This is a genomic window from Nonomuraea sp. C10 (assembly GCF_008017515.1).
GTDB lineage: Bacteria > Actinomycetota > Actinomycetes > Streptosporangiales > Streptosporangiaceae > Nonomuraea > Nonomuraea ferruginea.
In genome coordinates, this window is sequence record NZ_VPFF01000001.1 from 6,678,113 (window position 1) to 6,692,262 (window position 14,150).

Consider the following 14,150-nt stretch of genomic DNA (forward strand, 5'->3'; position numbering starts at 1 on the left):
CCTCACCAGGTCGTACGAGGCCCCCGAACCGGCGAAATAAGAACAGGTTCTCATTTCTTTCGGGCAGCGTAACCCGCGGCTATGGTGTGAGCAAGCGCTTGATTTCAGGAGGAGTGAGTGGAGCTTCTGCCGATCAGCACCCCCCACTGCCGCGTGGAACGTGACCACCACGTGGTGATCGTCACCATGAACCGCCCCGAGGCCCGCAACGCGCTCTCCTCCGACATGCTCATCGGCATGGCGAGCGCCTGGGCCTACGTGTCGGCCGAGCCGGACGTCAGGGTGGCGATCCTGACGGGCGCGGAGGGCACGTTCTGCTCCGGCGCCGACCTCAAGGCGATGTCCGCTCCCCCGTCGGACCCCGAGGTCGTGGCGCGTGGCGAGAAGATCGCCAACTACCACTGGAAGGGCCTGCTCCGCGAGGACCTGCCCGCCAAGCCGGTCATCAGCGCCGTCGAGGGCTACGCGGTGGCGGGCGGCACCGAGCTGCTCGTCGGCACCGACCTGCGGGTGGTGGCGGAGTCGGCCACCCTCGGCCTGTTCGAGGCCAGGCGCGCGCTCTTCCCGATGGGCGGCAGCGCGGTCCGCCTGCCGCGCCAGATCCCGTACTGCCACGCGATGGACCTCCTCCTCACGGGCCGTTCCGTCACCGCCGCCGAGGCGCTGGCGATGGGCCTGGTCAACCGGGTCGTCCCCGACGGCGAGGCGCTGGACGCCGCCCGCGAGCTGGCCGCGAGCGTGGCGGCGGCCGGGCCGCTGGCCGTCCAGGCGATCCTGCGCACCTACCGCGACACCCAGGGCCTCGCGGAGGAGGAGGCGCTCAAGGTGTCGGACGAGCTGGGCTGGCCGGTGATCGGGTCGGAGGACGCCAAGGAGGGCACCCGCGCCTTCCGCGAGAAGCGCCCCCCGACCTATCAGGGCCGTTAGTCGCGGGTGATGCGGCCGAGGCGTTCGAGGGCTTCGGCGAACTCCTCGACCAGGGAGTAGACCACGTCCTTGGTCGAGCGGACCTGGTTGGTGATGCCGATGATCTGGCCCGCGGGGAAGGTCGCCAGCTCGGCGGCGTCGGAGCGGCCGATGCGCCGCAGCGCGTCCGAGACCAGCATGAACTGCAGCGGCATCGGCAGCGTGCCCGGCGACTCCTGCGCCTCCCAGGCGTCGGTCCACTCGTTCTTGAGCAGCCGGGCGGGCTTGCCCGTCCAGCTGCGGGAGCGGACCGTGTCGCGGGAGGTGGCGGCGAGGATGCGCCGCCTGGCCATCTCGGGGGTGTCCGCCTCCTCGACGGTCAGCCAGAGCGAGCCGGTCCAGACGCCCTCCGCGCCCAGCGCCATGCCCGCGGCCATCTGGCGGCCGTTGCCGATGCCGCCCGCCGCCAGCACCGGCACGTCCACGGCGTCCACGACCTGCGGGATGAGCACCATCGTGGAGATCTCGCCGGTGTGGCCGCCCGCCTCGGTGCCCTGCGCCACGACCACGTCCACGCCCACCTCGACCTGCTTGAGCGCGTGGCGCGGGGTGGAGGCGAGGGCGGCGACCTTGACGCCGTGGGCGTGCGCCTGCTCCACCACGTCGGCGGGCGGCGGGCCGAGGGCGTTGGCCAGCAGCGCGATCGGGTGCCTGAGCGCGACCTCCACCTGCGGGCGGGCGGTGGCGTCCGTCCAGCCGAGCAGCACCCGGCCGGCGTCGGCGTCCTGCGACAGCGGCGGCACGCCGTGACTGGACAGCAGGTTCTCGACGAACCGCCGGTGCCCCTCGGGGATCATCCCCTGCAGGCGGCCGACGAGCTCCTCCGCCGGGAACTCGGCGCCCTCGTAGGAGGCCGGCATGACGACGTCCACCCCGTACGGCTTGCCGTCCACGTGGTCGTCGATCCAGGCGAGCTCCCGTTCGAGCTCTTCGGGGGTGAAGTAGAGGGCGCCGAGCACGCCCATTCCGCCTGCCTTGCTGACGGCGGCCACCACGTCGCGGCAGTGGCTGAACGCGAAGATCGGGAGGTCGATTCCGAACATGTCCGTCACACGGGTCCGCATGTCCCGACGATACGACCGGGAAGACCGAACTGCAACACGTTCTACTGCTAGATGTTTCGCTTGTACCGGCGAGTAACTTTTTATTGGAACACGTTTCAATTTCGTTGTAACGGTCCCGGAAAAAGTAAAAGGGGCCCGCACGCGGCGGGCCCCGGGGTCGGAAAAGGATCAGGCGGTGCGGCGGCGGCCGAGCACCACGCCGGCGAGGATCAGCGCGACGCCCACGACGAGCAGGACGAGCGGGATGGTGTTGCGCAGCAGGTTGATCTGGCTCTTGCCGTCCTGGGCGTTGCTCACCAGGCCGTTCACCGTCTCCTCCGTCATCTGGGCGGTGGCGACGAAGGCCGCGGCGCGCTCCACGCCGTCCTGCGTCTTCAGCACCTCGTGCCGCTGGACCTCCTGCTTGACCGGGGAGCCGGTGACGGGCTCGATCCAGTAGGTGGTCTTGCCGTCGTACCAGCGGTCGATCTGCACGTCACCGGTCACGTCGGTGATGCCGACGATGTTGGCGGGGATCGTCTGCGTGGAGGTCTTGGTGGCCGGCACCAGCTGCTCGAACACGTACGTGTCGAGGCCGTTGACCTTCTCCTCGCGCACGAACGTCGCGTCGAAGGCCTGCTTGGCGGTGGAGTTGAAGACCTTGTACGTCTTCTTCTCCACGTCGAACGGCCACTTGTAGATCTGGCCCTCCAGCGTGACCGGGGCCTTGGCGATGTTCACGCCGCAGCAGTTCACGGCCTCGCCGGTGTACTTGTTGAAGGCGCTGCGCCGGTCGGAGATGTCCACTGACCTGCGGTTGTTGGTCACGTCGTTGACCACCGTGGCCTCGTCCCAGACGACCCGGTCGCCGGTGGCGTCCTTCACGTCACCACGGGTGGTGACGATGATCTCGAGGTCGGCGTTCAGCACCTTGAGATCCTGGCGGGAGAAGTACTGGGCGCCCTTCGCCTCCAGGGTGGAGATGCCGAACTGGTTCGCCGGCGCGGAGATCAGCTGGTCCGCCGCCCAGAATTTCAGGAGCGGGGCGAGCGCGATGAAAAACGCGCCGAGCCCGATGAGGACGAGCGTTGAAATACGACCCATCGAGACCTCCGCAAAATTAGAACGTGTTGTCGTCGGGATTGTATGACCTGGATCAAAGTATGACAGTGCGTGATCGGCGTCACCCGCCGACCACGAGCCGCAACCAAATCGATAGAAACATGTTCTATCGTGGTTTCGCCGACGAGACCCCGGGGGTGAGAGCACTGAAGAGAGACGCCGCTCTCGACGGCATCCGCGCCCTGGCCGCGCTCGGCGTGTGGCTGCTGCACGTGGCCAGCAACACCGGCGTGATGTACGGCGAGGGCATGTACGCCTGGCTGCTGTCCCGCCTCGGGATGGCCGTGCCGGTGTTCTTCCTGCTGTCGGGCCTGCTGCTCTACCGGCCGTGGGCCAAGGCCGCCATCGAGGGCGCACCGCGCCCCGCCGCCGGGCTCTACCTGTGGCGGCGGGCGCTGCGTGTGCTGCCGGTCTACTGGCTGGTCGCCTCGCTGGCGCTGTGGGCTTGGACGCCGCTCGACTGGACCGGCTGGGTGGTCTGGCTGCTCCTGCTGCAGAACTACGTCCCCGGCCTGCACAGCGCCGAGGGCCTCTACCAGATGTGGACGCTGCCCATCGAGATGGCCTTCTACCTGGTGCTGCCGCTGCTCGGCTGGGCGCTGCACCGGTGGGCGGCCCGGGGCGGCAACGTGCCGGCGCGGCTGCTCTGGGGCATCGCGGTGCTGCCGGTGGTCTCGGTGGCCACCGTGGTGGCCGCACGGGTCCTGGAGGTGCCGGATCTCGCGCTCTGGCTCCCGTACCACCTGGTGTTCTTCGCCTGCGGCATGGCGATGGCGGTGCTGTCGGTCTGGCTCGGCGGCAGCCGGGTGATCGGCTCGCTCGCCCCCCAGCTGCTGGTGCTCGCCTTCCTGCTGTACGCGGTGCTGTCGACGCCGCTGGCCGGGCCGCGCACGCTCACCCTGCCGACCCTCGGGGAGTCCATGGTCAGGATGACCCTGGAGGCGGCCGTGGCCGTTCTGCTGGTGGCGCCGTTCGCGCTCGCGCCCGACCCCGGCTCGCTGCGCCACCGGCTGCTCGGCAACCCGGTCGCCGCCTACCTGGGCCGCATCTCCTACAGCTTCTTCCTGTGGCACGCGCCGGTCATCACGCTGCACCGGCAGATCACCGGCGACCCGCCGTTCACCGGCGACTTCACCAGCCTGGCCGTGGTGTCGTTCATCGTGTCGCTGCTGCTCAGCATCGCGAGCTATCACCTGATCGAACATGTCGCCCTCACGCTCGGCCGGCGCCGGTCAGCACCTGCTCGGCCACCGGAAGCTCCGGCTCCGCAGCCGGTGGCTCCCGCCGCGTGACGAGCCGCCCGAACAGCGCGCCCATGGCCGCGCACGCGACGAGCTGCGGCACGTGGTCCATCAGCATCCCGGCCTCGATCCCGTACGAGCGCAGCGTGAGCGCGACGGCCTGGGCGCCCGCCGCCGCGCAGAACAGTCCGGCCGGCAGCCAGTACGCGCCCCGCGTGCGGCCGTCCAGCCACAGCGCCAGTGCCCCGGCGGCGACCAGGGCGAGCATGCCGGGCGTGCCCGCGATCCAGTAGCCGAACGCCAGCCCCGCCACCGCCGCGTACGGCGCCCGCCAGCTCGACAGCCGCGAGAGGGCGGCCGGCGCGGTCGCGCGCACGTGCTCGGGGCGCGGCCCGAGCGGTATCAGGGAGAGCAGCGCCAGCAGCGCGATCCCGCCCAGCCCGGCGGCGAGCGCGAACCAGTAGGGCCGGTCCGGCGTGTACTCCATCCGCACGACACCCGACGTGCCGGCGGGCAGCTCCCAGGCCTGCTTCCAGCCGTCGATCCGGACCGGCCGGAGCGTCCGGTCGCCGATCTTGGCCCGCCAGCCGGCGTTGAAGTTCTCGCCGACCACCAGGAAGGCGTCGTCGGGCGCGCTCACGTGCACCTCGCGCGCGGACTGCGTCCAGGTGCCCGGCACCGCGGCGGCCTCCACCTGGCGCGGCGTCTCCGGCAGGGCGCCCACGACCAGGTTCTCCACCTGGAACGGCTCCCAACCGGCCACCTTGACCCGGTTGTCGCCCGCCAGCAGCTCCGCCTTCTCGCACCCGGTGATCCGCACCGGCCGCTGCTCCAGCAGGTCGCGGTGGCTGCCTGCGACGCGGGTCTCGACGACCTGGCCGTTCACCTCGATCCGCGGGCCGGTGCCGCAGTCGAGCCGGAGCGGGATGTCGCCGGGGGTGCTCGCCTTGGCCACCCCCGGGATGGCCAGCTCGGTGACCTGCACCCGCTGCGTGAGCGGGTAGAAGCGGATCTTGAGCTGGGTGGTGGTGATCGGGTCGAAGCTGACGTGGCCCCGCTCGTCCACCCGGCCGCCACGGGAGACGCCGCCGTCGCCGGTGACCACCACGTCGAGCGACTGGGTGTCGCTGCCCGGCCTGCCGACCTGGATGCGGGAGATCTTCTTCTTGCCCTTCCAGGCGACGGTCAGCGCGGGCTCGCGGTCGCCGTCGGCCGGGACCCAGGTGGTGGTCAGGTCGCCGTCGAACGCCGACCGGGGCGAGACCACCGCGTCCTCGCTGAGCTGCGAGGTTCCCGACACCCGCGTCACGCCGCCGCTGACCCGGGTGAACCGGTCGACGAGCGCGCTGTCGCGCAGCACGGCCGACCCGCGCACGGTGACGGCCCGCTCCGCGTCCGCGGTGAACGTGCGGTCCAGGCCGGTGCTCTCCTCCCCGGTACGCGCGAGCCGCGCGGGATTGCACACCCACCGGTTCAAACTGCGCACGCACCCGGGCCGGGCGTCCAGGCCGCGGTCCATGACGAACACGTCGCCGCCGGAGCCGGGCAGCCGGATCGTCCTGCCGGGGGTCACCCCGGGCACGCTGAGCTCGACGATCCCGGCGCGCTGCCCGTAGGTCCAGTCACCGGGCCGGACGGACAGGATCGTGACCCGGATCCACGAGGTCGGCCCCTCGGGCAGGGTCAGCCACTGCGGGTCCGTGGTCTGCTCGACGTCCTGCTCCCGGCGGCCCGCCTCGGTCTCGACCGCCACCCGGTCCACCGTCTGGCCGAGCAGGAGCTCGGCGGCGAACATCGCACGGACGCGGGAGACCTCCCGGCGCGCGGGCAGGTCGACCTGGAGCCACTCGCCCTCGGGCGTGCGCGCGCCGTCGGTCTCCCAGCCGGTGCGCACGTCGCCGTCCATCGCCGACCAGGGGCCGCGCGAGGGGTCGCTGGTCCCGGCGGGCGCGCCGGCGTCGGCGGCCGAGGAGGAGGCCGAGACGCCGGCGATGCCGTCGTACTCGGCGGTGGCGGTGTTCTCCAGCCAGCCCTTCTCCATCAGGTCCAGGGCCAGCACGCCGCTGAAGTCCGCCCGCCGGTCCTCGGTGAGTGTCGGGCTGATGTTGGAGCGCAGCTCGCCGAAGTGCCGCTCGCGCAGCCGCAGCGCGTCGCTCACCACGGCCGGCGCCTCGACCCCGGCCGCGTCGTCGTTCACCAGGACCGGCCCGTCGCCGAGCAGGCCGAGGTCGCCCATGCTGAGCAGCGAGTCGGGGCCGCCGCGCACCCGCAGCGCGTCCGCCGCCGGCCGCACGGTGACCAGGTCCGACGGCTCCGACACCTCGTACAGGTCGAGCGCGGGGAAGGCGGCGTCGAGCGAGTCGACGGCGTCGTCGCCGAACACGTCGCCGACCGGCTCGCCGAACGAGCGCACCTTGGTGACGCCGGGCGACTCGCTCATCGCCTCGTGGATCCTGGCCGGCCAGGCGCCCGCGAGCTGCTCCCTGAGCAGGTCGTTCCTGGCGAGCACGTAGCGGACGCCCATGCGGCGCAGCACCTCGGTCAGCCCGGCCGAGCCGTGGCCGGACGTCAGCCGCTGGTCGACGGCGTCCAGCAGCCTGCTCAGCCCCACCGAGCCCGGCGGGGTGATCTGACGTGCCGTCCACCGGACGCTGGACAGGGGCTGGAGCGGCTCGTCCATCGGCCGGCCCCACACGTACTCGCCGAACGAGGCGCCGGGCACGACCAGCACGCCCTCGTCACCGGCGTTCTCGTCGAGCCAGGCGGCGGCCTGCCGCCAGTGGTCCGGCACCTGCTGGAAGACCCCGGGGTACGCCAGGCCCTGGTTGAAGACCGGCAGGACCAGCGCGGCGAACGCGCCCGCCGCCACCGCCCGCAGCGGCAGCCTGGCCCGGCCGAGCACGCTCGCCAGCAGGTGGGCCAGCCCGAACGCGAGCGCGAGCCGGATGAGCGGGTCGAACTTGCGCAGGTTGCGCAGCGGCGCGAGCGGGCCGTCCAGCAGCCACCGGATCGGCTCGGCCACGGCGGGCTCCAGCGCGCTGATGTGCCCGGCCGTCACCGCCGCCGTCCCCACCAGGAAGAGCGCGATGAGGAAGCCCCTGGCGGGCAGGTCGCGGCGGGCCAGCCCGGCCAGGCCGAGCGCGGCGATGACGCCGGTGACCGCCACCATCGCGCCTGAGGTCGCGATCGCGTACCCGGGCGGCTGCTCGAACACGCCGCTGAGCGGCAGGAAGCGCACCCAGTCGGAGGCGCCGCGCAGCACGTTCGTCAGCGACGTGACCTGCGTGGTCGCCGCCGAGGTCTCGGTGTAGGGCAGGAACGAGAACGCGTACCGGCCCACCAGCAGCAGCGGCAGCGACCAGAAGAGGGTGGCCACCGCGACGGCGGCCGTCCACCAGCCGAGCATCCGCCAGCGCGGCACCGGGCGCGGCCGGGTGAGGATGTAGACGACGGGGGCGACCAGCACGGCCAGCACGGCGACGGCGTTCACCCCGCCGCACAGCGCCACGGCCAGTCCCGACCGGACCGCCGCCCTGGCCCGCTGCCCCGTCTCGGCGGCGGTGAGCAGCGGGATCAGGATCCACGGCAGCATCGCGGCGGGCAGCCACTCGATCGAGATCTCGCCGACGATCGACAGCGCGCGCGGGGCCAGCGCGTACGCCAGCGCGCCCGCGATCCTGGTGCCCGGCGTGCCGACGCCGAGCTTGGCGGCCAGCCGCTCGGCGCCCAGGAACGCGACACAGAACAGCAGCGTCAGCCAGAGCCGCTGGGTGATCCACGGCTCGACGCCGGCCAGCTCGCCGAGGGCGAAGAAGGGGCCCATCGGGAACAGGTAGCCGGCCGCCTGGTTCTGGAGCTGGCCGAAATGTTGCAGATCCCACAGGTGGGTGGCGCGCTCCAGCCAGCCGAGCGGGTTCAGCGCCAGGTCGAGCTTGGTGTCGGGGATGAGGTGGCCGGGCTTGGTGGTGAACGCCAGGATCGCGAAGCCGGCACAGCACAACACCAGCCAGAAGCGGTGCCGGGCCTTCTCGGTCACCGCTCCTCCACGTCCGCACCGGTGATCAACGCCATGAGGCGGTCGGCGCTGGCGTCCCAGGAGAACCGTCCAGCCCATTTCCGACATTTCATGTTATAGGTGTCCGGACCCCGGTCAGTCAGCTCGTCCGCGACCTCGTCCAGCGCCGCGCCGAGGCCTTTGGCCAGGTCAGCGACCGGTGTGCCGCCCTCGGGCACCAGCCAGCCCGTCTCGCCGTCCCGTACCGCGTCCCGGAGCCCTTCCACGTCGAAGGCGACGGTCGGCACGCCGAGCGCGGCGGCCTCCACCACGCACAGCCCCCAGCCCTCGCCCTGCGAGGCGGTGACGTGCACCCAGGCGGCGGCGATCAGGCGCGCCTTCTCCTCCTCCGGCAGGTAGCCGTGGAGCGTGACGCCCCCGGGGAGCCGCGCGCGCAGCGCGGCCTCCTCCGGGCCGCGGCCGACGACGTCGACGACCAGGTCAGGCCGCTGCTCCCGCAGCTCCGCCACCGCGTCCAGCAGCAGGCCGACGCGCTTGTGCGCGACGAGCCTGCCGACGCAGACGACGCGCGGCACCGGGCTCTTGGGGACGTCGTTCTCGGGCGGGCCCGTGCTCACCCCGTTGTGCACCAGGTGGATCGGGCCGATCCAGCGCAGCCGCTCCCGCATGGCGCGCACGGTGGACGGCGACACGGCCACGCCGGTGTGCCGCCGGTAGGTCCAGCGCGACACCGGCCCCTCCAGGAACCGCCCCACCGCGGCCAGCCACCACGGCAGGTGCAGGCCGAACTGCCGGTCGTGCACGTGGTGCACGACGCACAGGATCCGGGTACGGCGCGGCAGCACCCACGGCGTGAAGAACGGGATGCCGTTCTGGCAGTCGAGCACCGCGTCGAACCTGGTGCGCCGGACCAGCAGCCAGAGCAGCACCAGCGGGTAGACGGTGAACACCCCGCCCATCCGGCGCACCCGTACGCCGTCGCGGGTCTCCGCCCGCGACTGGCCGGGCGCCCGCGCGGTGACGAACGAGACCGCGTGGCCCGCGCGGGCCATCCGGCACGCCAGCTCCCAGGCGTAGGTCTCGGCGCCGCCGGAGGCGGGGTGCCAGGGGTCGCGCCAGTTGACGACGGCGACGTTCATGGGTCGTTCACGGATATCCGACGGGGTCGAGCGGGGGTTCCCAGACGGGCGCGGGCGGTGTGGCGCGCAGCCTCAGCCAGATCCTGCCCAGCTCCAGCATGATGCCGAAGCTGTGCCGGGCCGGGGAGAACCTGGAGCCTGGCATGTCGTGCCAGCGGACCGGGATCTCCAGCACCCGCGAGCCGCGGCCGGCGCAGCGCGCCAGCAGCTCCACGTCGAACGCGAACCCGGGCGTGCGCAGCTCGGCGGCCACCTCGCGGGCGAGCGGGCCGTCGAAGAACTTGAACCCGCACTGGGTGTCGCTCACCCCGTGCACCAGCGCCCTGGCCAGCGCGCGGAAGCCGACGGCGCCGATCTCGCGGATCCGGCTGTGCCGGTTCTCGACACTCGAGTACGCGTGCGCCCGCGAGCCGATCACCACCCGCTCCCCGGACAGGAGCAGGCCGAAGGCGACGTCGACGGCGGCCAGGTCGGTGGCCATGTCGGCATCGCAGAAGCCCACGAAGGGGGCACGGGTCTCGATCAGCCCCGCACGGACCGCGGCTCCCTTGCCGGGCACCGGGCAGCTCACCAGCCGGACCGGGACCTCGCCCTCGGGCCAGGTGCGGACGATCTCGGCGGTGCCGTCCGTGCTGTTGTTGTCGACGACGATGACCGCGGTCGGGAACGGCATGCGGGCAAGCTTCGCGCACAGCTGCAGGAGCCCCCCGGGAAGCCGTCGTTCCTCGTTGTGCGCGGGAACGACGATCTCAAGCAGTGGTCGCCGGCTCGCCCCCGAGTTCCCTGAGGAGGAGGGCGGCATGGCGGCGCTCTGTTACCGCGTGCCGTAGTTGTAGAGCGGCTGGTTGACAGGCGTGGCGGTGGAACCGGTCAGGGAGACCGTGGTGATCGTCGTCACTAGTGCGGCCACGGCTACGCCGATGATCGCTGCTAACAGGATCTTGATCACGGGGGTTCCTCCTGGTGCGGCAGGGGTCCGGGGTATGTGGACAAACCTAGAACCAATTACTGCTACTCGCTAGTAGCTAGACCCAAATTTTACAAAACCCCTGATGAGGTACCTTATCGGGTCGTAAGCGGCGGCTCCAACCTGTACAGACGCAGCTCCGCAGAGTTGACCGGCACCTCGGCGTCACCGAGCCAGCCGGCGAACCGGTTCTTCTCCTCAACCGTCCCCGCATCAACAATCACGTACCGGAACCCCAGTCGGGCGAGGTCAGGTGAACCGCCTTCTAGTACGCGTTCTACCTCCGCGGCCCGGGGGTCCTCGCTTCCGACGACCAGCTCGCCCACCCGCACCACGTCGTTGGTCACCACCCGCCGCCCCGGCACCGCGAAGAACCGCTGCGCCGGATCCAGCACCGCCCTGTGCCCGTTCCAGTCGAATCTCCGGTACGACTCGAAGGGCAGCACCAGCACGTCACCGGGAGCCGGGTCGTCACGCAGCGTGTCCCTCGCCTCGTACCACGACCGTGGATACGAGACGGCGTCCAGCGCCCCCAGAGCCCCCCACGCCATCGTCGGCAGCACGGCCACCGGCACCACGACCAGCACGGCGACCAGCCACCGTCCAGGCCGCCCACCCGCCGTCGCCGACTGTCCGCCCGGCGCCGCGGACCCGCTCGCCCCGGCCGGGCTCTCCCGTACGACGGCCGCCGCCAGCAGCCCGAGCCCCACGGCCGCCAGCAACGCGACCGGCGCCACGTACTGCTGCGCGTCCCGGAACACCGCGAACCCGCCCCACACCCCGACCAGCCATTTCAGCACGGACCGCCCGGCCTCGGTGACCCCCGCGGACGCGACGGCGAACCCGATGACGGCGGCCACCACGAGCCCGTTCCGGTACGGCAACCGGCGGCCCAGCCACCAGAACCCGGCGATCCCCGCGACCACGAGCACCAGCCGCGCCACCGCCCCGACGATCCCGTCGTACCCGGCGGGCACGGCGTTCGCGTTCCAGATCCCGCCTAGCGACAGCAGGCTCCCCACCGTCCCGAACGGCGTGTCGGCCCGCGAGGCGAACGCCTCCACCCCCACCGGGTCCCCTTCGAGACCGTCGGGCCGCAGCACCGCCGGCACCAGCCACGGCAGGCAGAAGGCGCCCAGCACCAGCCCCACCTGGAGCACCCTCCCCCACCGGCGGCCGGACGAGGCGGCCACGGGGAGGGCGGTGACGACGGTGACCAGCATCGCCGCGAAGCCGCCCGTCGCCGCCGGCAGGACGGAGACGGCCAGGCGCCGACCCCGGTCGAGCGCGTGGACCACCCAGGGCAGCCCCGCGTACCCCAGGAGGAGCGCCCACTGCCCGATCAGGAGGCGCTCGGCCACGAACGGGTTCCAGACGTAGAAGGCCGCCGCCGCCAGCCGGGGGGCCGGTCCGGGGGAAGGGACGAGGACGGCGACGCCCGAGGCGCCCAGCACGAAGATCGACAGCAGGACGAGCTTCTGCACCAGCTCCCCCGGCAGGAGCTGGGACAGGAGGGTGACCACCGCGTCGCTGGGCACCACCCGGGGCGCGCCGCCCGCCAGGCCGAAGGTGAAGAGGGAGAACGCCGGGTCGGGGACGAACACCATGTCCTGCAGCAGCACGAACCCCCAGCCCAGAGCGGGACCGAGGGCGAGGGCTCCGAGGGTGAGGCCGAGGGCGGCGCCGGCCAGGGCGGCTCTGGCCTGGTGTGGCATCCAGCTATGACATCACACCTCTATGACTGCTTTTCCCGGCATGTCGCCAGTTGAGGGACCTTTCCGGCATGCTGTCGCGTGGGGGATCGCGGGCAGGAAGGACGACGGGGTGGCGAGGGCCGGCCAGGCGGTGCGCGGCGACGTGGTGCTCGCCGCGGGCTTGCTGATGGTGGCCGCCCAGCTGGTGTGGAAGTTCGAGCTGGTCCGCCGCACGTACTTCCGCCAGGACGACTTCATGTTCATCGCCAGGGGCCTGGAACAGAGCCTGACCTGGGACTACCTGATGCGGGTGGACTACGGGCACATGGCTCCCGGCCCGTTCGCGATCCAGTGGCTGATGGGACGGCTCGGCGGCTACAACGACGCGCTGGCCCACGGCGTCACGATGTGCCTGCTGGCCGCGGCGGGGCTGGCGCTGCTGCGGCTGCTGACGGTGCTGTTCGGGTCGCGGTCGGCGATCCTGGTGCCGCTGGGGTTCTTCCTGCTGACCCCGATGACGATCCCCTCGCTGTCATGGTGGTCCGTGGTGCTGGGGGCGCTGCCCTTCCAGGTGGCGGTGCCCATGGCGCTCGCGTCACACGTCCTCTACACCCGCACGCGCCGCCGGCGGCACGCGGTGGCCGCCGTGGGCTGGACGCTGTTCGCGATGGCGTTCTACGTCAAGTCGCCGTTCATCCTGGTGATGGCCTTCGTGCTGACCCTGGGCTGGCTGGCGCGGGACCGGATGACGCGCGTGTGGCTGTTCTACGGCGGGGTGCTCGCGGCGTACTCGGTGGTCTTCTTCCACCAGATGTTCACCTCCGTGCAGCTCACGAACGACACGGTGCGGCCTTCCCTGCCGGACGCGGGGCTGGCCGTGGAGGCCACGTGGCGGATGTTCTCGGGCTCGCTCGTGCCCACCTCGCTGGGCGGCCCGTGGCGGTGGTGGCCGATCGGCGAGGACTACGCGCTCGCCGCCACCCCGGCGCCGCTGATCTGGGCCTCGCTCGTGGTGGGCGCGGCCGTGGTGATCGTGTCGCTGCGCTACCGGCGGCGGGCCTGGCTGGCCTGGCTGATGCTGCTCGGTTACTTCCTGCTGGCCGACGTCGTCCCGGTCATGCTGGGGCGGGTGGAGGCGCTGGGGGCCGACCTGAGCGGGTTCGAGCTGCGGTACATCGCGTCCACCTCGATGGTGGCCGCCATCGTGATCGGCCTGGCCTTCATCCCCGTGGCGGGCGAGGAGCGCCCGTGGCTGCGCCCGCCGCCGCGGTGGCGGTGGGCGTGGGCGCCGCTGGCCGCGGTGTGCGCGGCGGGCTCGGTCTGGTCGGTGACGGCCTTCACCGCACTGCCCCTCGGCCGCAACGTCGAGAGCTACGTGGTGACGGCCGAGCTCGCGCTGGCCCGCGTCCCCCAGGACTCGGTCGTGCTGGACACCTTCGTGCCGGTCAAGGTGGCCGACCCGGCCTTCTTCTTCCAGTACGCCCGCGTCTCCAAGGTCCTCGGCCCGCTCGCGCCCGGCCGGGTGAACTGGACGGAACGGCTGTCGGGGCCGGTGCGCGCCCCGCTCGTCTTCGACCCGCGAGGACGGCTCAACCCGGTGGACGTCAAGGGGGTCACCGTGCCGGGCGGCGCCTCCTGCACGCCCGTGGGCGCCGAGGAGGCCGTCTTCCCGCTGCCCGAGAGGCTGCCGGCCGGGGAGTGGACCGTGCTGGTCACGTACCTGAACTCGGCCGAGACCACGCTCGTCGTGCGGCTGGGCGGCGGGCAGGCCGAGGTCAGGGCGGGGCGCGACCTCGGCGCGACGTACGCGACCGTGCACGGCGAGGGCGGCGAGCTGGCTCTCAGGACGGTCGGCGCGCCCGCGTGCGTCGGCGAGATCAAGGCGGGGCAGCCGGTGCCCGCCGAGCACGGCACGCCGATCCCCGCACGGCCGGTGCTGCCGTGAGGGGATCGGGCGCGCGGG

10 protein-coding genes are annotated in these 14,150 nt (G+C 72.2%); 3 read left to right on the plus strand and 7 right to left on the minus strand.

Going from position 1 to position 14,150, the window contains the following annotated elements; all coding sequences use genetic code 11:
* The first annotated feature begins 117 nt into the window (after positions 1-117).
* Positions 118-927: a crotonase/enoyl-CoA hydratase family protein gene (locus tag FR742_RS30620; RefSeq protein ID WP_148034151.1), complete on the plus strand. Its 810-nt coding sequence runs from the start codon at positions 118-120 to the stop codon at positions 925-927.
* On the opposite strand, the gene FR742_RS30625 is transcribed toward FR742_RS30620, so the two are convergent.
* Together FR742_RS30625 and FR742_RS30630 are read right to left on the minus strand one after the other, a co-directional pair.
* Positions 924-2,030, minus strand: coding sequence for a nitronate monooxygenase family protein (locus FR742_RS30625; protein ID WP_148034152.1), 1,107 nt, complete (start codon positions 2,028-2,030; stop codon positions 924-926). The genes FR742_RS30620 and FR742_RS30625 overlap by 4 nt on opposite strands.
* Positions 2,031-2,198: 168 nt before the next feature.
* Positions 2,199-3,113 carry a DUF3068 domain-containing protein gene (locus tag FR742_RS30630; RefSeq protein ID WP_148034153.1) on the minus strand — a complete coding sequence of 305 codons (915 nt, stop codon included), beginning with the start codon at positions 3,111-3,113 and terminating at the stop codon, positions 2,199-2,201.
* A 119-nt stretch (positions 3,114-3,232) separates the two neighbouring features.
* On the opposite strand from FR742_RS30630, the gene FR742_RS30635 reads away from it, so the two are divergent.
* Entirely contained in the window at positions 3,233-4,423 is a 1,191-nt protein-coding gene (locus FR742_RS30635; protein WP_187281373.1) for an acyltransferase, read from the plus strand.
* Here the strand turns inward: FR742_RS30635 and FR742_RS30640 are convergent.
* The 5 genes from FR742_RS30640 to FR742_RS30655 all read right to left on the minus strand — a co-directional run bounded on the left by FR742_RS30640 (position 4,344) and on the right by FR742_RS30655 (position 12,208).
* Positions 4,344-8,408, minus strand: a complete 4,065-nt coding sequence (locus tag FR742_RS30640; protein WP_187281374.1) for an alpha-(1->3)-arabinofuranosyltransferase family protein — start codon at positions 8,406-8,408, stop codon at positions 4,344-4,346. The genes FR742_RS30635 and FR742_RS30640 overlap by 80 nt on opposite strands.
* Complete coding sequence (locus tag FR742_RS30645; RefSeq protein WP_148034156.1) at positions 8,405-9,526, minus strand: glycosyltransferase family 4 protein; 1,122 nt, start codon at positions 9,524-9,526, stop codon at positions 8,405-8,407. Before FR742_RS30645 ends, FR742_RS30640 begins: the two co-directional genes overlap by 4 nt.
* A 7-nt stretch (positions 9,527-9,533) precedes the next feature.
* Positions 9,534-10,328, minus strand: coding sequence for a glycosyltransferase (locus FR742_RS30650; RefSeq protein ID WP_148034157.1), 795 nt, complete (start codon positions 10,326-10,328; stop codon positions 9,534-9,536).
* A gap of 12 nt (positions 10,329-10,340) precedes the next feature.
* A complete protein-coding gene (locus tag FR742_RS46080; protein ID WP_261808826.1) occupies positions 10,341-10,475 on the minus strand; it encodes a hypothetical protein in 135 nt (44 codons plus the stop codon).
* A 113-nt stretch (positions 10,476-10,588) separates the two neighbouring features.
* Positions 10,589-12,208 (minus strand): alpha-(1->3)-arabinofuranosyltransferase family protein, encoded by a 1,620-nt coding sequence (locus tag FR742_RS30655; protein WP_148034158.1) that lies wholly within the window; start codon positions 12,206-12,208, stop codon positions 10,589-10,591.
* A 109-nt stretch (positions 12,209-12,317) separates the two neighbouring features.
* Here FR742_RS30655 and FR742_RS30660 point away from each other — a divergent pair, with 109 nt between their 5' ends.
* Entirely contained in the window at positions 12,318-14,132 is a 1,815-nt protein-coding gene (locus FR742_RS30660) for a hypothetical protein (RefSeq protein WP_148034159.1), read from the plus strand.
* The last annotated feature ends 18 nt before the right edge of the window (positions 14,133-14,150 follow it).